The sequence below is a fragment of the Pseudomonas sp. 51_B genome, from assembly GCF_017491595.1.
GTDB lineage: Bacteria > Pseudomonadota > Gammaproteobacteria > Pseudomonadales > Pseudomonadaceae > Aquipseudomonas > Aquipseudomonas promysalinigenes.
Map to the genome: position 1 here is coordinate 146809 of NZ_JAFGYW010000002.1, position 18463 is coordinate 165271.

Consider the following 18463-nt stretch of genomic DNA (forward strand, 5'->3'; position numbering starts at 1 on the left):
GCTTAAATCACGGTACTGTCCGCATGGAAATCAAAGTCAACTTTCTCGACAACCTTCGTCTTGAAGCCAAATTCGACGACTTCACGGTGATCGCCGATCAGCCGATCCGCTACAAAGGCGATGGTTCGGCCCCTGGCCCGTTCGACTATTTCCTGGCGTCCTCGGCGCTGTGTGCGGCGTACTTCGTCAAGCTCTACTGCCAGACCCGCGATATTCCCACGGAGAATATTCGCCTGTCGCAGAACAATATCGTCGACCCGGAAAACCGCTACAACCAGATCTTCAAGATTCAGGTCGAGCTGCCTGAGGACATTTCCGAGAAGGATCGTCAGGGCATTTTGCGCTCGATCGATCGCTGCACCGTGAAAAAAGTCGTGCAGACCGGCCCTGAGTTCATCATCGAGCAGGTCGACAACCTCGACGCCGATGCCCAGGGCCTGCTGATGCCGGTGGCCGAAACCACCACCTACATTCCCGGCAAGGACTTGCCGCTGGAACAGACCATCGCCAACATGTCCGGTATCCTCGCAGGCCTGGGCATGAAGATCGAAATCGCCTCATGGCGCAACATCGTGCCTAACGTCTGGTCGCTGCACGTACGCGATGCGCAGTCGCCGATGTGCTTCACCAACGGCAAGGGCTCGACCAAAGAGGCCGCGCTGGCCTCGGCGCTGGGTGAGTTCATCGAGCGGCTGAACTGCAACTTCTTTTACAACGACCAGTTCTGGGGTGAGGACATTGCCAATGCGCCGTTCGTGCATTATCCGAACGAGCAATGGTTCAAGCCTGGGCCAAAAGACGCTTTGCCCACGCAGATTCTCGATGAGCACTGCTTAGGCATCTACAACCCAGATGGCGAGCTGCGCGGTTCGCACCTGTACGACACCAACTCGGGCAACACCGAGCGCGGCATCTGTTCGCTGCCATTCGTGCGCCAGTCCGATCAACAGGTGGTGTACTTTCCCTCCAACCTGATCGAAAACCTGTTCCTGAGCAACGGCATGAGCGCTGGTAACACCTTGGCCGAGGCCCAGGTACAGTGCCTGTCAGAAATTTTCGAGCGTGCCGTCAAACGCGAGATCCTCGAAGGGGAGCTGGCCCTGCCGGACGTTCCGCCGCACGTGCTGGCCAAGTATCCGGGCATCCTGGCCGGTATACAGGGCCTGGAGGAGCAGGGGTTTCCGGTGTTGGTCAAGGACGCATCGCTCGGCGGTGAGTTCCCAGTGATGTGCGTGACACTCATGAACCCGCGTACCGGCGGGGTATTCGCCTCGTTCGGTGCCCATCCAAGCTTCGAAGTGGCGCTTGAGCGTAGCCTTACCGAGCTGCTGCAAGGGCGCAGCTTCGAGGGGCTGAACGACCTGCCGCAACCGACCTTCGAAAGCCATGCCCTCACCGAGCCGAACAACTTCGTCGAGCATTTCATCGATTCGAGCGGTGTGGTGTCGTGGCGCTTCTTCAGCGCCAAGGCCGACTTCGAGTTCGTCGAATGGGACTTCTCAGGCCACGGTGAGGACTCCAATAGCCAGGAAGCGGCAACCTTGTTCGGCATCCTCGAAGGCCTTGGCAAAGAGGTCTACATGGCCGTGTACGACAATCTCGGCGCCACTGCCTGTCGCATTCTGGTGCCAGGCTATTCCGAGATCTACCCGGTTGAAGACCTGATCTGGGACAACACCAACCGCGCTCTGGATTTTCGCGCCGACATTCTCAACCTGCACAGCCTCGACGACCGAGCGCTGCGCGCCCTGCGCCGACGCCTGAACAACCTCGACGTGGATGACTACACCACTATCACCACGCTGATTGGCATTGAATTCGACGAGAATACGGTGTGGGGCCAGCTGACCATTCTGGAGCTCAAACTTCTGATCTGCCTTGCGCTCAAGCGCTTGGAGGATGCCAAGGAGCTGGTCGAGGCGTTCCTGCAATTCAATGACAACACTGTCGATCGCGGGCTTTTCTACCAGGCGCTGAACGTGGTGTTGGAGGTGTACCTGGACGATGAACTTGAAATCGCCGATTACGAGACCAACTTGCGGCGTATGTTCGGCGATGAGCGAATGGATGCAGCGCTGGGGTCGGTCGAGGCAAGCGTTCGATTCTACGGCCTGACGCCGACCAGCACGAAACTCGAAGGGCTGGACCGACATCTGCGCCTGATCGAAAGCTACAAGAAGCTGCATGCTGCCCGGGCAAAGTTCGCCTGAGCCTTGGCAGGGCGCTGTGCGCCCGTTGGCGACGCAATTGGCTGGCCGTTAGCGATGCGCCGTCGCCGTCTGCGGCGCCAGCCGGCCTTGAACCTCAGTGCTTGCATTTGGCGAGCACTACCTGGCATGTGCCAGGTGTGCCGCCGGAGCGGCCGGCGTATCGGATGCAATTGTTCAACGATTTCTGCTTGGCGATGCCTAGGGTATTGCCCCAGGCAAGTCCGCCTTCGCCAATGCTGGGCAACGCCTTGGCGAAACAGTTGGAACCAGGCGCCGCGGCATAGTAGCGCGCCTTGGTGCTTTTGCTCGAGCATCCGGCATTGATGACCAAGCTCACGGCCATCAGCACAGCTGCAGCCCAGCACGCCCTATGGCGTATGTTCTCGATGCCCATCCTGCCCCCTTGTCACCCGTGCATGGAGTCTTCAAGACCACTTGCATCAAGCCAAGCGGTGAACTATCCGCACATCCAGGTGATCCCTTCTTAAGCGCACCCTGCGCACGCCTGATGGACCGAGCCGCGCGCCAGTCTGCCAGCCTTAGGATACCGACTGATAAGGAGGCGCCGTGAGCGCTACAGAGCACACTCTTTACCGATGCACGCCCAGCCCGCTGCATGCGATTTTGCTGGCCGGCACGGTACCGTTGTTTCTCGGCGCACTGCTGAGCGACATTGCCTACTACATGAGCTATCAGATCCAGTGGAGCAACTTCGCCGCATGGTTGATAGCCGGTGGCTTGTTGTTCTGCGGGCTGGCGTTGTTGTTCGCCTTGGCCAACCTGGTGCGCGCTCGGCGCAAAGCTGGGCGGCCGACCATTTACCTGCTGCTGCTGTTGGTGACGTGGGTGCTGGGCCTGATCAATGCTTTCGAACACGCCAAGGATGCCTGGGCAGTGATGCCCGCTGGGTTGGTGCTGTCGGTAATCGTCAGCATCCTGGCCTGCGTGGCCGCTGGGCTGGGCTTGAGCAATCTGCGTTCGGGAGTTGAAGCATGAAGCCATTGCACGCACTTTCTCTGTTGAGCGTGGCCCTGCTGTTGGCCGCCTGTGGTGGTGACGGTGAGCCGAATCAAGCGCTGGGCCCTGATCCGAAGCTGCCTGCGCCTGAGCGCGGGCTGTTGCCCAGTATGAAAATCGCCCAACCGGCGCAGTGGGGTGATCAGAAACCTACAGTGCCCGAGGGCTTCAGCATCACCGCCATCGCCACCGATCTGAAGATTCCGCGTCAAAGCCTGGTACTGCCCAATGGCGATATTCTGATCGCCGAGGGGCGTGGCGGCAGCGCCGCCAAGCTCAAGCCCAAGGATGTGATCGCCAGTCAGATAAAGGCCCAGGGCAATACCCAGGTCAAAGGTGGCAACCGTTTGACCCTGCTGCGCGATGCCGATGGTGATGGCACCTACGAGATGCAGACGGTATTCGCCGAAAACCTCAACGCGCCTTATGGGCTGGCCTATGCCGACGGCAAATTGTACGTCGCCAACCAGGATGAGCTGGTGAGTTTCGATTACCAGGATGGCCAGACCAAAGCCGGCGGCCCACCCAGCAAACTCACCGACCTGCCAGGGCAGGTCAACCATCACTGGACCAAATCGCTGACCATCAGCCCCGATGGCCGCTATCTGTATGTGGGCATAGGCTCCAATAGCAACATCACCGAGCGCGGCATGGAGGTGGAGATAGACCGCGCCATGGTCTGGCAGGTGGATGCGGTCACCGGAGCCCATAGGCCGTACGCCACCGGCCTGCGCAACCCAACCGCATTGACCATCCAGCCAGATACCGGCCAACTGTGGACGGTAGTCAACGAACGTGACGAACTGGGCCCGGACCTGGTACCGGACTATCTCACTTCGGTGCGTGAGGGTGGCTTCTACGGCTGGCCCTACAGCTACTGGGGGCAGAACGTAGATGAGCGCGTTAGGCCGCAGAACCCGGACAAGGTGGCTGCCGCCATCAAGCCGGATTACAGCTTGGGTTCCCACGTCGCTGCGCTGGGTGTCGATTTCTCCAATGCAGCGATGGGTGAGCGGTTTGCCGAAGGGGCGTTCGTGGGTGAACACGGCAGCTGGAACCGCCCGAACCCCGTCGGCTACAAAGTGATCTTCGTACCCTTCAAAGGCGGCAAGCCTGCAGGCGAGCCCATCGACTTTGCGACGGGCTTCCGTGGTGAAGATGGCAAGACCCGTGGCCGCCCAGTGGGGGTGACCGTCGACCCACGAGGCGCGCTGATCATCGCCGACGACCTGGCGAACACGGTGTGGCGGGTTACCCGCAAGTAAAGCTTGAGCCCCAGCCTGTCCTTTTCGCCATCATGTCGCGAAAGGGACAGGCTTCAGGGTGGGGCATTCGTAGCACGAATGATCAGCGTGCATATCTTCGATTTCCATAATCAGTGTTTATCAAGTGATGATCTGCTCATCTTGTATACCGATGGGCTCGATCATGATCTCCAAATCCATTTTACTGACTGCTCTCCCTATATTGATGGCCTTGCTGGCGGGGTTGGTGCTGCCGTATCAAGCAGCTAGCAACGCCGCGGTTGGTCGTGCACTCGGGCACTGGTTGTGGGGGGCGTTCACCTCTCTGACGGTAAGTTCGCTGGTAGTGATTGCAGCGTTGCTGATTCTGCGTGTGCCCATGCCTGACCTGAGCAAAGCCGCGCAGGGGCCTTGGTGGCTATGGATTGGCGGCGTGCTGGGCGCGCTCTATGTGGCTGGCGCTGCAGCTTTGACACCCAAGCTGGGTACGGCAGGCTTTCTGGTCTTGGTGGTGGCAGGCCAGATTCTGACGTCGGTGATTGTCGATCATTTTGGCCTGGTGGGAGCTGCCAGCAAACCCGTGAACCTGGCCAGGGTAGCGGGTGTGTTGTTGATCCTTGGCGGCGTGTTGCTGGTGCAGGGAGGCTGGACCACGAGCCCAGAGCCCGGCCGAGCCATGATCGAGCGCTGATCAATGCTCTGACTGGCTACACGCCCACACGGCCTCGCGCAGCCAGCGATGGCCAGGGTCACTGTCCTTGCGTGCGTGCCAGGCCTGCTGATAGGCCAGTGCGGCTATCGGGAGCGGTGGGGCGAACTGGCGCAGAGAAGGGTGCAACTGCGGCCCGAGCGCGCGCTTGGCGACGGTAAGGATCAGGTCCGTGCCGCTCAGCACGTCCACTGCCGCGCTCCAGTGTGGCAACGCGAGGGCGATATGGCGCCGTAGACCTTGCTCTGTCAGAGCCTGCTCGATTTCATCATGGGCATCGGGATGCATGGCCATGAGCACGTGAGGGCGCGTCAGCCACTGTTCTAGGGTGAGTTCGCCTGCAGCCGGCAGCACCTGATGGTCTGCGACACTGATGAAACTGTCTTCGAATAAGGTTTGGGTGATGATCCCGGCTGGAAGGTCCGGAAAAATCCCCAATGCCAGGTCCAGTTCACCATCGAGTAACTGGGCGAGCATGGTTTCACGGCTGGCCTGACTGATAGCCAGGTCGATCCCTGGGGCGACCCGGCGTAGGTAGCGCACCAGTGGCGGCAAAATGATGCGCGAGGCGTAGTCCGACAATGACAGCCTGAAACGTCGGTGCGCCTGGCCAGGGTCGAACAGTGGTGCGGCCAACAAACCGTTGAGGCTGCCTAGGGCATCCTGCAGTGGTTTGGCCAACGCCTGCGCACGTGCGGTCAAGGTCATTTGGCCGCGTTGGCGAATCAGTAGGGGGTCGTCGAAGTGTGCCCGCAACTGCGCCAAGGCGTGGCTAACCGCTGGTTGGCTGCGGTGCAGGCGCAAGGCCGCACGCGTCACGTGCTTCTCAGTGAGCAATGCGTGCAGCGCCAGCAGCAAGTTGAGGTCGATCTTACGCAGCTCATCCATGGGGCGAATGCTTTCGTCGGCTGAATTGGAGTCAGATCAGTCTAACGAATTTCGCCCAAGGCGTATTCAATTGCAAAGAGGGCATGCACTTCACGTTAAATGTGAAATATTCAGGATGAAGAATACTTTATAAGACATTGATCTTTATAAATTATCGTTTCGCTATCGCGTGCTGGATGCATTGCTCATAGTAGGTTTTCTTGATTGCAGCCGGTGGTAGCCTGGAGCGGCTGTTGTAGGTCTGTTCTGTGATCCCGAACGCGGTCATGCGCATCCAAGGTTTGGCGAAGCGTCGGACCTGCAGCTTCTTGCGGGTGGCGTACAGTGTTACACCCGAAAGCTTCGCCTGCTGGGCTTCGGCGGCGATTTGCGAGCCCCAACCACACACTTTGCGGTCGTTCTGATCAAGCGGCTTGGCGTGTGCGCCGAAGGCCAAGGCGGTGAGTGAGAAGACGGCTACTGTAGCTCGAATGGGTCGCATGTTGCTGTCCTAAGCATCTGAAGATCAAAGGAGTTTGCCTGTGCTTGCGAAACTTGGGGGCCAGCATTTTCCCATCAGGCTGTGACCTAGCGGGTGCCCATGGATTTCTCTTAGCGCTCACTACTTGGGGCAATGGCGGCTATCTAATGTCACCGACCGGCCCTGGCAACCCCTTTAGGCAAAGCGGACAAGTAGGGTAATCCAGCGACGTAAAGCGCGAGCGTGAAATACCGCATAGGGTGTATGTGATCGTACAACTGCTTGCGCTATCATGGGCGCTGTCTTTCAAGGTGAAATACACGGCATGACAGAGCAGCAGGTACAGGCTAGGACCCGGCGCAAGCCGCGCAGTCTGGCTCAGGAACTGGTCACGGTGCTGACCGAGCGCATTCGCAGCGGCCAACTCAAGCGCGGCGACAAGCTACCGACCGAATCGCAGATCATGGCCGAGGAGGGTGTCAGCCGCACCGTGGTGCGTGAGGCGATCTCCCGGCTGCAGGCGGCGGGGCAGGTCGAGACGCGACACGGTATCGGCACCTTCGTGCTGGATGCACCAGCGACTGGCGGCTTTCGAATCGACCCGGCGACCGTGGTTACCTTGCGCGAGGTGCTGGCGGTGCTGGAGCTGCGCATCGCCCTGGAAATCGAAGCGGCGGGCCTTGCGGCACAGCGGCGCAGCGATGAAGAACTGGCGGGTATGCGCGCGGCGCTGGACGAACTCAACGAGGGTGCTGCCCACGCCAACGATGCGGTGTCGGCAGACTTCCAGTTCCATTTACGTATTGCCCAGGCCAGCGGCAACCATTACTTCGCTGATATTCTCAACCACTTGGGCACCAGTATCATTCCGCGTACCCGGTTGAATTCGGCACGTTTGGCCCACGACGACCAGGCGCACTACATGAGCCGACTGATGCATGAACATGAAGCGATCTATGAAAGCATTTCGCGGCGCGACAGCGAAGGGGCGAAGATGGCCATGCGCATGCATCTGAGCAATAGCCGCGAGCGTTTGCGTCAGGCCCATGAGCAAGCCGAGGCGCAAGGGGCCTGATTGCTCAAGAGCTTGTGCCGGTCTCTTCGCAAGTAAATCCGCATGCACCCCACTCTGTAGAAGGTTGATGCTGGAAACGCCCGCATAATGCTGTCAATCCAAGGCCTGCTCGGACCTTGTACTCAGCCTTATGCGGGCAAAGGGCCGCAAAGCGACCCCCCTAGTTCACTGAGCAGCGTTAGCGCACGTGCGGAGCGTGCGCGTTTCAGAGCCTTTAAATCGAGCCTTCGCTCCACTGCCCGTTGACCAAGCGGCGCAGCCCAAGCGGGTTGCTGTCGCGCAGTGCTTCGGGCAGCAACGCCTGCGGGTAGTTCTGATAGCACACCGGGCGCAGGAAACGGTCGATGGCCAGGGTGCCAACCGACGTGCCGCGGGCATCGGAGGTAGCCGGGTAAGGGCCGCCATGCACCATCGCGTCGCACACTTCAACGCCGGTCGGGTATCCGTTGATTAGAATGCGGCCGACTTTTTCCTCCAGCAAAGGCACCAGCCACGCATAGGCCTCGAAGTCTTCAGCCTCGCCGATCAATGTGGCGGTAAGCTGGCCACGCAGCCCGAGCAGTGCGGCGCGCAACTGGTCGTCGTCCTGCACCTCCACAGCCACGGTGGTCGGGCCGAACACTTCTTCCTGCAGCAGCGGATCGGCGTTGATCAGCAGGCTGGCATCGGCTTTGAAGAGTTGCGCGCGGGCCTGACTGCCTTCCTGGGCTTGACCAGCCAGATGCTGGATGCCGGCATGGGCTTGCAAATGCTCCAACCCGCCTACGTAGCTTCGCAGGCCGCCAGCATTGAGCATGGTCTGGCCGGCTTGGGCATCCAGCTGCTGCCCCAGATTTGTCAGCAGTTGACTGAACTGTGGCGAGCGCAGGCCGATTACCATCCCTGGGTTGGTGCAGAACTGGCCTGCGCCCATGCACACAGAGCCTGCCAATTCGCCCGCGATGGCTTCGCCACGCTTGGCCAGGGCACCGGGCAGGATGATCACCGGGTTGATGCTCGACATTTCGGCGAACACCGGAATCGGCTGTGGGCGTTCTGCAGCCATGCGGCACAACGCGTCACCACCGTTCAGCGAGCCGGTGAAGCCTACGGCCTGGATGGCCGGGTGCTTCACAAGCGTTTCGCCAACACGGCTGCCGAAGATCATATTGAACACGCCTTGGGGCATGCCGGTGCGCTCGGCGGCGCGGATGATCGCCGTGCCCACCAGGTCTGCGGTGGCCATGTGGCCGCTGTGGGCCTTGAAAACCACCGGGCAACCGGCGGCGAAGGCGGCTGCGGTATCACCACCGGCGGTGGAGAAGGCCAACGGGAAGTTGCTGGCGCCAAATACCGCGACAGGCCCGACACCAATGCGCATCTGACGTAGGTCGACCCGTGGCAGCGGCTTGCGCTCAGGCAGAGCCAGGTCGATCCGGGCCCCTAGGAAATCCCCGCGGCGTAGCACTTGGGCGAACAGGCGCATTTGGCCGCTGGTGCGGCCGCGTTCGCCCTGGATGCGAGCGGCTGGAAGGGCAGTTTCGCGGCAGACGATGGCGACGAAACTGTCATCGAGCTCGTCCAGTTCGGCGGCGATCGCTTCGAGGAATTCGGCGCGCCGCGTCGGGCTCAGTTGACGGAACTCAGCAAAAGCGGCCTTGGCAGCGTTAGCGGCCTGATCGACTTCGCCATCAGTGGCTTGGGCAAAGCTGTAAGGCAGGGCCTCGCCGGTGGTGGCGTCCAGGCTCTGCAAGCGTTGCGGGCCGGCGGCGCTGCGTTGACCTGCGATGAAGTTGTGGCCGAGGATCTCTGGCATGTGGGTCTCCTAGGGATATCAGGTAATGGGTGCCGGATTGAACAAGGTGATGTCGTTATGCAGGCGGTGTTGTTCAGCCCAGGTCTGCTTACGGCCGCTGGCAACGTCCAGGTAGTAGTGGAACAGCTCCCAGCCCAGGGTCTCGATGGTCGAGCGACCGCTGGCGATGCTGCCTGCGTCTATGTCGATCAAATCGGGCCAGCGCTGAGCCAGTTCGGTACGGGTACAGACCTTGACCACAGGCGCCATGGCCAAGCCATACGGCGTGCCCCGGCCAGTGGTGAATACATGCAGGTTCATGCCAGCAGCCAGTTGCAGGGTGCCGCAGACGAAGTCGCTGGCCGGGGTGGCGCAGAAGATCAGGCCCTTGCGGTTGACCCGCTCACCTGGGCCAAGGACGCCCTGGATGGCGCCGCTGCCAGATTTGACGATCGAACCGAGGGACTTTTCGACGATATTCGACAAGCCGCCTTTCTTGTTGCCCGGCGTGGTGTTGGCGCTACGGTCTGCCGCACCTTGTTGCAGGTAACGGTCGTACCAGTCCATCTCGCGTACCAAGGCAGCGGCGACTTCTTGGTTCTCGGCGCGGGAAGTGAGCATGTAGATGGCATCACGCACCTCGGTCACTTCCGAGAACAGTACTGTGGCGCCTGCACGCACCAGCAGGTCGGCGGCAAAGCCCAGCGCCGGGTTGGCGGTGATGCCGGAGAAGGCGTCGCTGCCACCGCACTGCATGCCAAGAATCAATTCGCTGGCCGGGACGGTTTCGCGGCGGCGTTGGTCGAGTTTTTTCAGGCGGGTGTCGGCCAGGCCCATGATCTGTTCGATCATTTCGCTGAAGCCAAGGGTGGCGTCCTGCAAGCGATACAGCCACGGTTCACTTAGGTCAACCGAAGGGTCGCCATCGTGCATGACCTGCCCTGCCTGGAGCTTTTCGCAGCCCAGGCTGATTACCAGCGCTTCGCCTCCCAGGTTGGGGTTGCGCGCCAGGTTGCGCACAGTGCGGATCGGGATGTACGCATCGCGCGCGTTGATTGCCACGCCGCAACCGTAACTGTGGGTGATGGCTACCACGTCGTCGACGTTGGGATACTTGGGCAGCAGTTCGCTGCGGATACGTTTGACCGCGTGCTCCAGCACGCCGGTTACGCATTGCACAGTGGTGGTGATGCCAAGGATGTTGCGGGTGCCGACAGTGCCGTCGGCGTTGCGGAAGCCTTCGAAGGTGAAGCCCTCTAGTGGCGGCAGGGCAGCCGGGACTGCGTCGCAGCGCGGCAGGCTATCGAGCTCCGGTGCAGCAGGCATTGCCAGTTGGCTTTCCTGCACCCAACTGCCCTGGCGCAGGTCCTCCAGCGCGTAGCCTATGACTTGTCCGTAGCGTCGCACCGCCTCACCCTTAGCGATGGTTACGGTCGCAACCTTGTGGCTTTGTGGTACAGCTTCGACCAGCGTCAGGCCGTCGGCGAACCGCGCCCCTTCACCTAGGCCACCGTCGTTCACTACGACCACGACGTTATCGTTCTCGTGCAGGCGTACGTAGCGGGGCGAATCGGAATGTTCGATCAACTGCATGTTTGGGCCCTACTTGTCGGATTCTCAGGCTTTTTGTACATCCGCCCGTTTCGGCATTGCCGGCACGGGCGTGATCACTCAGTGCTGCGAGGTGGCCAGCTTGCTGCTAGCGCTTGGCTCAGAATTGGAAAGCGGTGCATCTTCGCGCAACTCGATACGCTTGATCGGGCCGACGATCACCAGGTAGCTGAAGACCGCCACCAGCGCATTGGCACCCACATACACCAAGGCCCACTTGAACGAACCTGTGGCGCTGATGATGTAGCCGATAACGATGGGCGTAGTGATCGAGGCAATATTGCCGAAGGTGTTGAACAGCCCTCCCGAAAGCCCGGCGATCTGCTTGGGTGAAGTATCTGCCACCACCGCCCAGCCCAGGGCCCCGATACCCTTGCCGAAGAACGCCAGGGTCATGAAACCAACCACCATCCATTCGGTATCCACGTAATTGCAGAACACCATGGTGGTGGACAGTAGCAAGCCACAGACGATTGGCAGCTTGCGTGAGAAGGTCAGCGAGTTGCCGCGACGCAGCAGCCAGTCCGAGATGACTCCGCCCAGCACGCCACCTATAAAGCCGCAGATCGCTGGCAGCGAGGCGATAAAGCCCGCTTTGAGGATGGTCATGCCCCGTTCCTGAACCAGATAGACAGGGAACCAGGTAAGGAAGAAGTAAGTGATGGCGTTGATGCAGTATTGGCCCAGGTACACCCCAAGCAACATGCGGCTGGTCAGCAATTGCTTGATGTAGCCCCATTTGGGGCCGCTGTTACCACGCTTCTGGTCCATGTCGACCAGGCCGCCGTTTTGCTCGATGTGGTCCAGTTCGCTTTGGCTGATGCGCGGGTGCTGACGCGGGTTGTAGATGGTCTTGAGCCATACCATGGAGAACAGGATCCCCAGCGCCCCCATGACCACGAACACATGCTCCCAACCGAAACTGAAGACTATCCAGCCCATGATCGGGGCAAACAGTGCGGTGGCGAAATACTGCGCTGAATTGAAGATCGCCGAAGCCGTTCCGCGTTCCTGGGTCGGGAACCAAGCCGCGACGACCCGGGCGTTGCCGGGGAACGAGGGGGCTTCGGCAAAGCCGACGAGAAAGCGCAGGGTAAACAAGGTCACCACTGCCCATGCAACTGGCAGGCCGCCGACAAAACCCTGCAGCAGGGTGAACAGCGACCAGGTGAAAATGCTGAAGGCGTAGACGTTCTTCGAGCCGAAGCGGTCCAGCAGCCAGCCGCCGGGTATCTGCCCGGCCACGTACGCCCATCCGAAGGCGGAGAAAATATACCCGAGGGTGACGGCATCGATGCCGAGGTCTTTCTGCAGGCTGGAGCCTGCAATGGCGATGGTTGCACGGTCTGCGTAGTTGATCGTGGTCACCAGGAACAGCATGAACAGGATCAGGTAGCGCACATGCGTCTTTTTAGTCGCTTGCATGTTGGCATCACTCCCACTAGTTATTTTTGTGCGGGCTCACGAGTTGTAGCCGGAGTGGGGCAGCCCACTCCGGAGGCGGCAATGGCAGGCCGCAGAGCACGCTTATTGCGGGCCCATCTTGTCCATCAATGCGGCGAGCATCTCGTACTCTTCGCCGGTGAGGTCGGTCAGCGGTGTGCGTACTGGGCCTGCATCGTAACCGGCAATCTTGGCCCCGGCCTTGACGATGCTCACGGCGTAGCCGGCTTTACGGTTGCGAATATCCAGGTACGGCAAGAAGAAGTCGTCAATCAACTTGGCCACGGTGGCGTGATCGTCACGGGCGATGGCGTGGTAGAAGTCCATCGCGGTCTTGGGGATGAAGTTGAACACTGCCGAAGAATAAACCGGAACACCCAGTGCCTTGTAGGCGGCTGCGTAGACCTCGGCAGTCGGCAGGCCGCCCAGGTAGCTGAAGCGGTCACCCAGGCGGCGACGGATCGACACCATCAGCTCGATATCACCCAGGCCGTCCTTGTAGCCGATCAGGTTCGGGCAGCGCTCGGCCAGCTGTTCCAGGAGGCTGGCATTGAGCCGGCAGACGTTGCGGTTGTACACCACTACCCCGATGTTGACCGATTTGCACACTGCCTCGACGTGCGCGGCAACACCGTCCTGGCTGGCTTCGGTGAGGTAATGAGGCAGCAGCAGCAGGCCCTTGGCACCCAGGCGCTCGGCTTCTTTTGCGTACTCGATGGCCTGGCGGGTCGAGCCGCCTACGCCGGCGAGGATGGGTACCGACTTGGCGCAGGTGTCGACCGCGGTCTTGATCACCTGGCTGTACTCGCTGGCGGCCAGGGAGAAGAACTCACCCGTACCACCTGCGGCGAAGAGTGCGCTGGCACCGTACGGGGCCAGCCACTCCAGGCGTTTGATGTAGCTGGCTTGGTTGAAATCGCCTTGAGCGTTGAAGTCAGTGACCGGGAAGGAAAGCAGGCCGTGAGAGAGGATGGATTTGAGTTCTTGTGGATTCATTGTTGTAGGCATCCTAAGGCGCTTGGGTGAGGGTGTTGTTTTGCATTGGAGGTAAGTTATCGTACAACCTCGCGGATGACTAGCCCCCTTTGCAGAATATTTTTCGCAGCGTAACAGGCAGCCCAGGGAGTTACCGGCCTCTACGCGGACAAACCATTTTCCAAAGGGATAGTGTCAGGGGATATGGGTGGGGTGGATTACACGGCCGACGGGTCATTACTGGTGCTCGATGACCTGAATGGCAGCCTGAACGCCGCTCAGCTGCAGGCTTGTCATCGTATCTCTTGGCGGGATTCAAAAACGATCGCGGAGACAGGCGCAAGCCCGCCGCCCGTTCCTACGGGAAGTGTTCTGGGACCAGCAGAGGGTGACCGAGGGAACGGGGGCGACCTTGCGCCGCCCCGCGATCAAAGCTAACGAAGCTGAAAAAGAGTGTCAGGCAGCCTGTTGGCGCTTGAGCTGGCTTTTGCGCACTTGCGCGCGGCAGGCATCACCGAAAGCCTGGAAGATCTTGATCGAATCAGGGTTTTGCGCTGCCTGCCATTCCGGGTGCCACTGTACGGCAAACAGGAAAGGCGAGATGCTCGGTGCGTGGATTGCCTCGACCAGGCCGTCTTCGGCATGGGCGATCGGCTCGATGCCTGCACCCAGGTTGCGCAAGCCCTGGCCGTGCAGTGAGTTCACGCGAATCTCGTCGACACCCAGGGTTTCGCGCAGCCAGCTGCCCGGCTTGATCTTCACCCCATGCACTTGTGCGTACTGCACATCCACAGGGTCTTGCGGGTTTTCTCGGTGGTCGTTGAAGCCAGGCTCGGCATAGACCTTCTGGTAAATGTCGCCGCCCAAGGCAACGTTGATTTCCTGCATGCCACGGCAGATGCCGAAAATCGGCAGGCCGCGCTTGAGGGCTGCCTTGACCAGCGGGATGTCGAACAGGTCGCGGTTCTTGTCCTGGCCTTTACCGGGTGTTTCGTTTTCCTGGCCATACAGCGCCGGGTCGATATTACTGCCGGCACCGGTCAGGTACACGCCGTCGGCCATGTCCAGATAGGTCTCCAGGTCGTCGATGCCGCAGCAGGTAGGCACCAGAACCGGGACGCAATCGGCGAAGTCGACCAGCGGAGTGATGTATTTGTGAGTCATGACCTGATAGTCATGGCCTTTGCGCTCTTGGCTGCCCATGGTCATCAGAACGACGGGTTTGCGCAGGGAAGGTTGCTTGTTGCCAATGTTGCTGTTGGACATATGTCACCTTATGACAGGGCTCTGCCTGTCGTTGTTGTGCAGGTGCACGGCCTGTGGCCTGGGTGTGCTGCCTGAAGTCCCGAGCACTGCCGGCTCGTCACTGGGCGAATCCGGTCGGGGCTTGTCGATAGCTTGCCAGAGCCGTTCGATATGTCAAACGAGTCAAACGCGTTCAGGCCCCCAAATCATGGGGTCTTGCCTCCTTGCGAGCCTTAGCCAGCAAGGGTTTGGCAGGGGCCAAGGTCAATTATATTTAACGATGCAGTTGGCTCATTGCAGCGCTGCAATGATCTGCGCTTCAGTGCAGGATCTGAGCGAGGAATGCTTTGGCTCGTGGGGTGCGTGGTTGATTGAAGAATACTTGCGGCGGGCTGTCTTCGATGATTTGACCACCCTCTAGAAACAGCACCCGCTCCGCTACCTGCCGAGCGAAGCCCATTTCATGGGTAACGCAGAGCATGGTCATCCCGGAGCCGGCCAGTTGCACCAGCACCTCCAGTACCTCGGCGACCATTTCCGGGTCGAGCGCAGAAGTGGGTTCATCGAACAGCATGATGCGCGGTTTCATGCACAGCGCACGGGCAATCGCCACCCGCTGCTGTTGGCCGCCCGACAATTGGCTTGGGTACTTCTTAGCCTGGCTCTGGATACCGACTTTGCTCAGGTAATGATAGGCCAGCTCCTCGGCATCCTTGCGCGACAGGCCACGCACGCTGGTGGGGGCCAGCAGGCAGTTGTCCAGCACGCTCAGGTGCGGGAACAAATTGAAGTGCTGGAACACCATGCCGATTTCGCTACGCACCTGAGCTGCCTGGCGGGTATTGGCAGCCAGGTCGGTGTCGGCAACCCGGATGCTACCTTGCTCGGCGATTTCCAGGCGATTGATGCAGCGGATCAGGGTCGACTTGCCCGAACCAGACGGGCCACACAGAACAATACGCTCGCCTTCGCGCACGCGCAGGTCGATATCGCGCAGCACATGGAAGGCGCCATAGTGCTTGTTCAGGCGCTCGATGCGAATAAGCTCCCGGCGTGGGTCATGTTCCGGGGCCGGGCTGGCAACGCTCATTGGTGCGGTCATGTTGTTGTTCTCCCGCTGGATATCAGTCGAAACGCGCAGCGCTGTAGGGCGCAGGGTCGGTAAAAGGGTGTTCGCCAGTGACGAGCTCGGCCACCAAGCGGCCGCTGACTGGGCCGAGTGTGAGGCCGTGATGGGCGTGGCCGAAGTTGAACCACAGCCCCGGGTGCCGATGCGCTGGCCCTATCACTGGGCGCATGTCAGGCAAGCATGGCCGGCGGCCGAGCCAAGGTTTGTCGTCCAAGCGCTCACCGAGGGCTGGGAACAGCTTGCGGGCCAGGGCCTCGCAGCGCTGGAGCTGAATTTCGTTCCCCGGCGCGTCGCTGGCGGCGAACTCGATGCCGGTGGTCAGGCGCACGCCTTGGGCCATGGGCGCCAGTACATAGCCGCCTTGGGTATCGCAAATTGAATGCAACAACTTCCCGCCGTCACGGGTGCCATAGTGCATGTGGTAGCCGCGCTTTATGCCCAGCGGAATCCGGTAGCCCAGCTGTTGGTAAAGCGCTCCGGACTGAGGTCCGAGGCACGCTACCACCTCATGTGCAGTAATCGGCCCGCGCTGGCTGTCGACCTGCCAGTGGCCGGCGACCTGGCGCAGGCTGCGCGCATCGCCATGCAAGAATTGCCCGCCGCGCTGGGTGAAGAGGGCGGCGTAGCCTCGGGTGAGGGCGCCTGGGTTGGTGACGGTCTTGGGGTCCAGCCAGTGGATACCGCCGACCGCCGTACTGCCAAGTGCATCCTCGCGGGCCTGGAGTTGGCCGCGCTCGAGGATTTCATACTGCAAGCCATAACGGGCCAGCCCTTTGAGCTCAGCCTTTGCCTGTTCGAACAGGCAAGGGTCGCGATACACCTCGATCCAGCCTTTGGCTTGGATCAGCCCTTCAAGGCCGGCCGCGTGAACCAGCGCATCGTGCTCTACGACACTGCGCTGCACCAGCGGCAGCATGTCGGCCGCTGCCCCGGCAAGGCGCGCCGGTGCCGACTGGTGCCAGTAGCGCATCAGCCAAGACGCCGCCTTGGGCAGATGCTGCAGGCTGTAGCGCACGTCTGGCTGACGGTTCAGGCCATAACGCAACAGCGCGCCCCACTGCCTGGGGAAGGCATAGGGAATCACGCTGGATCGCTCGATCAGCCCGGCGTTGCCATGGCTGGTGCCACTGCCTGGAGCGTTGCGGTCGATCAGGATTACCTGGCGCCCTCGGGCCTGCAGGTGCAGTGCGGTACTGACGCCGACGATTCCGGCGCCTAGTACAAGGGTTTGGCAATGCATGGATAGGTCCTTGAGTCAGTTCAGGTGGCGGCCCAGCCGGGCCTCTAGTTGTTTGAGCAGGCGCCGTACCAGTTCGACGATCAATAGGTACAGCACCGCGGCCCACAGGTAGATCTGGAAGTCGAAACTGCGTGAGAACGCCAGTTTGGTCACCCCCATGAGGTCGTAGATGGTCACCAGTGAAGCGATGGCACTGGCCTTGATCATCAATATCAGCTCGTTACCCAGCGGGCCGATGGCTACCAGCAACGATTGCGGCAGGATCACCTTGAAGAAGGTGGTCGAGCGCTTCAAATTCAGCGCCCGCGCTGCCTCATACTGGCCCGGCGCGACAGCCATCAGGCTGCCGCGAAAGATCTCGGCTTGGTAGGCGGCGGTATTGAGGGTGAACGCCAGCAATGTGCAGAACCAGGCTTCACGAAAAAACCACCACAGCCCAACGTCTTGCCAGAACCCCTTCAGAGAGCCAAGGCCGTAGTAGAGCAGGAACAGTTGTGCCAGCAGCGGCGAGCCGCGAAAGAAGTAGATGTAACTGGCGGCCAAGCGTTGCAGGATCAAATTGCCAGACATACGCGCCAGGGCCAGCAGCAGGCCAAGGACGGCGCCCAGGCTGAAGGAAATGGCCACCAGCTTGGCGGTTACCAGCAAACCATCGACGAAACGTGGGCCATAGCGCTCCAGCAGGTCAGGGTCCATGATCAGCCCCAGTAGTTGATCGGCACTCATACGCGGGCTCCTTGCAGATGGCGGTTGCTGCGGCGTTCGATGTAGGCGAACGCCCGACCCGAAACAGCGGAGAATAGGAGGTAAGCAACGCAGGCCACGGCGTAAAAGAACATCGGCTCCTTGGTTACGCTGACTGCCAGGTTGGTCTGGCGCATCAGATCGACCAGCGAGATGGTCGATACCAGCGAGGTGTCCTTGAGCAATGACAGCCAATTATTCGACAGCCCCGGCAGGGCGATGCGAGTCAGTTGTGGCAGTACCACCTTGATGAACCCGGTGCGCTTGCTCAGCCCCAGCGCCGAACAAGCTTCAAGTTGCCCTTTGGGCAGGGTCTTGAACGCAGCCAGCCAAATTTCACTGGAGAAGGCTGCGAACACCAAGCTGAAGGCGATCATCGCCGCGAGGAAGGTGTTGATCAGGAACTCGCCTTCATAGCCCATGGCGCCCAGCAGCTTTTGCGCCGCGATCTGGCATCCGTAGTAGATGATGAGGAGGGTCAGAAGCTCGGGCAGCCCGCGGAACACGGTGGAAAACAGGGTCGCCCAAGCTCTTGGCAGGCGTTTGTTCGAGCGCGCCGCGATTGCCACCAGCAGCCCCAGTGGTAGGCCGATGGGCAGGCAGGCCAGGGCCAGCGAAACGGTCACCAGCGCCCCAGCGAGCAACGCTTGGCCCCAGCCTCCATTGGCCAATGACAGTAAATACAATTGATCGAGCATG

Annotated in this window: 17 protein-coding genes; 5 read left to right on the forward strand and 12 right to left on the reverse strand. The window is 60.6% G+C overall.

Annotated features, from left to right (window positions below; translation table 11 throughout):
* Positions 1-23 precede the first annotated feature (23 nt).
* The gene (locus J5M56_RS03780; protein ID WP_207869804.1) at positions 24-2210 is read left to right on the forward strand and encodes an OsmC domain/YcaO domain-containing protein; all 2187 of its coding nucleotides are present in this window, start codon (positions 24-26) and stop codon (positions 2208-2210) included.
* Positions 2211-2304: 94 nt separating this feature from the next.
* Here the strand turns inward: J5M56_RS03780 and J5M56_RS03785 are convergent, their stop codons facing one another.
* The gene (locus tag J5M56_RS03785) at positions 2305-2604 is read right to left on the reverse strand and encodes a hypothetical protein (protein WP_207869806.1); all 300 of its coding nucleotides are present in this window, start codon (positions 2602-2604) and stop codon (positions 2305-2307) included.
* 173 nt (positions 2605-2777) lie between these two features.
* Here J5M56_RS03785 and J5M56_RS03790 point away from each other — a divergent pair, with 173 nt between their 5' ends.
* The 3 genes from J5M56_RS03790 (at position 2778) to J5M56_RS03800 (ending at position 5162) form a co-directional block, all read left to right on the forward strand.
* A complete protein-coding gene (locus tag J5M56_RS03790) occupies positions 2778-3206 on the forward strand; it encodes a DUF2231 domain-containing protein (RefSeq protein WP_207869808.1) in 429 nt (142 codons plus the stop codon).
* Positions 3203-4492, forward strand: a complete 1290-nt coding sequence (locus J5M56_RS03795) for a sorbosone dehydrogenase family protein (protein WP_207869810.1) — start codon at positions 3203-3205, stop codon at positions 4490-4492. Before J5M56_RS03790 ends, J5M56_RS03795 begins: the two co-directional genes overlap by 4 nt.
* 163 nt (positions 4493-4655) lie before the next feature.
* Positions 4656-5162, forward strand: a complete 507-nt coding sequence (locus tag J5M56_RS03800) for a DMT family transporter (protein ID WP_207869812.1) — start codon at positions 4656-4658, stop codon at positions 5160-5162.
* Here J5M56_RS03800 and J5M56_RS03805 read toward each other — a convergent pair whose 3' ends face one another.
* A complete protein-coding gene (locus J5M56_RS03805; protein ID WP_207869814.1) occupies positions 5163-6068 on the reverse strand; it encodes a LysR family transcriptional regulator in 906 nt (301 codons plus the stop codon).
* A 151-nt stretch (positions 6069-6219) separates the two neighbouring features.
* The gene (locus J5M56_RS03810; protein WP_060479652.1) at positions 6220-6549 is read right to left on the reverse strand and encodes a hypothetical protein; all 330 of its coding nucleotides are present in this window, start codon (positions 6547-6549) and stop codon (positions 6220-6222) included.
* A gap of 304 nt (positions 6550-6853) precedes the next feature.
* On the opposite strand from J5M56_RS03810, the gene J5M56_RS03815 reads away from it, so the two are divergent.
* Positions 6854-7603, forward strand: a complete 750-nt coding sequence (locus J5M56_RS03815) for a FadR/GntR family transcriptional regulator (protein ID WP_186477353.1) — start codon at positions 6854-6856, stop codon at positions 7601-7603.
* A gap of 214 nt (positions 7604-7817) precedes the next feature.
* On the opposite strand, the gene J5M56_RS03820 is transcribed toward J5M56_RS03815, so the two are convergent.
* The 9 genes from J5M56_RS03820 to J5M56_RS03860 all read right to left on the reverse strand — a co-directional run bounded on the left by J5M56_RS03820 (position 7818) and on the right by J5M56_RS03860 (position 18462).
* Complete coding sequence (locus tag J5M56_RS03820) at positions 7818-9398, reverse strand: aldehyde dehydrogenase (NADP(+)) (RefSeq protein ID WP_186477352.1); 1581 nt, start codon at positions 9396-9398, stop codon at positions 7818-7820.
* A gap of 18 nt (positions 9399-9416) precedes the next feature.
* Positions 9417-10970: a galactarate dehydratase gene (gene garD / locus J5M56_RS03825; protein ID WP_207869816.1), complete on the reverse strand. Its 1554-nt coding sequence runs from the start codon at positions 10968-10970 to the stop codon at positions 9417-9419.
* 78 nt (positions 10971-11048) lie between these two features.
* Entirely contained in the window at positions 11049-12413 is a 1365-nt protein-coding gene (locus J5M56_RS03830; RefSeq protein WP_060479648.1) for an MFS transporter, read from the reverse strand.
* A gap of 102 nt (positions 12414-12515) precedes the next feature.
* A complete protein-coding gene (gene kdgD / locus J5M56_RS03835) occupies positions 12516-13427 on the reverse strand; it encodes a 5-dehydro-4-deoxyglucarate dehydratase (protein WP_207869818.1) in 912 nt (303 codons plus the stop codon).
* Between the two features lie 435 nt (positions 13428-13862).
* Positions 13863-14672 carry a type 1 glutamine amidotransferase gene (locus J5M56_RS03840; RefSeq protein ID WP_186477350.1) on the reverse strand — a complete coding sequence of 270 codons (810 nt, stop codon included), beginning with the start codon at positions 14670-14672 and terminating at the stop codon, positions 13863-13865.
* Positions 14673-14970: 298 nt separating this feature from the next.
* Complete coding sequence (locus J5M56_RS03845) at positions 14971-15753, reverse strand: amino acid ABC transporter ATP-binding protein (protein WP_186477349.1); 783 nt, start codon at positions 15751-15753, stop codon at positions 14971-14973.
* Positions 15754-15775: 22 nt separating this feature from the next.
* Complete coding sequence (locus tag J5M56_RS03850) at positions 15776-17020, reverse strand: FAD-binding oxidoreductase (RefSeq protein ID WP_186477348.1); 1245 nt, start codon at positions 17018-17020, stop codon at positions 15776-15778.
* Between the two features lie 15 nt (positions 17021-17035).
* Positions 17036-17746 (reverse strand): ABC transporter permease subunit, encoded by a 711-nt coding sequence (locus J5M56_RS03855; protein ID WP_060479643.1) that lies wholly within the window; start codon positions 17744-17746, stop codon positions 17036-17038.
* Positions 17743-18462 (reverse strand): ABC transporter permease subunit, encoded by a 720-nt coding sequence (locus J5M56_RS03860; RefSeq protein WP_207869820.1) that lies wholly within the window; start codon positions 18460-18462, stop codon positions 17743-17745. Before J5M56_RS03860 ends, J5M56_RS03855 begins: the two co-directional genes overlap by 4 nt.
* Position 18463 lies beyond the last annotated feature (1 nt).

Excerpts from the sequence above, each read along its gene's own strand:
- J5M56_RS03805 (WP_207869814.1), bottom strand. The coding sequence starts at position 6,068 with ATGGATGAGCTGCGTAAGATCGACCTCAACTTGCTGCTGGCGCTGCAC.
- kdgD (WP_207869818.1), bottom strand. The coding sequence starts at position 13,427 with ATGAATCCACAAGAACTCAAATCCATCCTCTCTCACGGCCTGCTTTCC.
- J5M56_RS03830 (WP_060479648.1), bottom strand. The coding sequence starts at position 12,413 with ATGCAAGCGACTAAAAAGACGCATGTGCGCTACCTGATCCTGTTCATG.
- J5M56_RS03800 (WP_207869812.1), top strand. The coding sequence starts at position 4,656 with ATGATCTCCAAATCCATTTTACTGACTGCTCTCCCTATATTGATGGCC.
- J5M56_RS03815 (WP_186477353.1), top strand. The coding sequence starts at position 6,854 with ATGACAGAGCAGCAGGTACAGGCTAGGACCCGGCGCAAGCCGCGCAGT.
- J5M56_RS03845 (WP_186477349.1), bottom strand. The coding sequence starts at position 15,753 with ATGACCGCACCAATGAGCGTTGCCAGCCCGGCCCCGGAACATGACCCA.
- J5M56_RS03855 (WP_060479643.1), bottom strand. The coding sequence starts at position 17,746 with ATGAGTGCCGATCAACTACTGGGGCTGATCATGGACCCTGACCTGCTG.
- garD (WP_207869816.1), bottom strand. The coding sequence starts at position 10,970 with ATGCAGTTGATCGAACATTCCGATTCGCCCCGCTACGTACGCCTGCAC.
- J5M56_RS03785 (WP_207869806.1), bottom strand. The coding sequence starts at position 2,604 with ATGGGCATCGAGAACATACGCCATAGGGCGTGCTGGGCTGCAGCTGTG.
- J5M56_RS03795 (WP_207869810.1), top strand. The coding sequence starts at position 3,203 with ATGAAGCCATTGCACGCACTTTCTCTGTTGAGCGTGGCCCTGCTGTTG.
- J5M56_RS03820 (WP_186477352.1), bottom strand. The coding sequence starts at position 9,398 with ATGCCAGAGATCCTCGGCCACAACTTCATCGCAGGTCAACGCAGCGCC.
- J5M56_RS03850 (WP_186477348.1), bottom strand. The coding sequence starts at position 17,020 with ATGCATTGCCAAACCCTTGTACTAGGCGCCGGAATCGTCGGCGTCAGT.
- J5M56_RS03840 (WP_186477350.1), bottom strand. The coding sequence starts at position 14,672 with ATGTCCAACAGCAACATTGGCAACAAGCAACCTTCCCTGCGCAAACCC.
- J5M56_RS03810 (WP_060479652.1), bottom strand. The coding sequence starts at position 6,549 with ATGCGACCCATTCGAGCTACAGTAGCCGTCTTCTCACTCACCGCCTTG.
- J5M56_RS03860 (WP_207869820.1), bottom strand. The coding sequence starts at position 18,462 with ATGCTCGATCAATTGTATTTACTGTCATTGGCCAATGGAGGCTGGGGC.
- J5M56_RS03780 (WP_207869804.1), top strand. The coding sequence starts at position 24 with ATGGAAATCAAAGTCAACTTTCTCGACAACCTTCGTCTTGAAGCCAAA.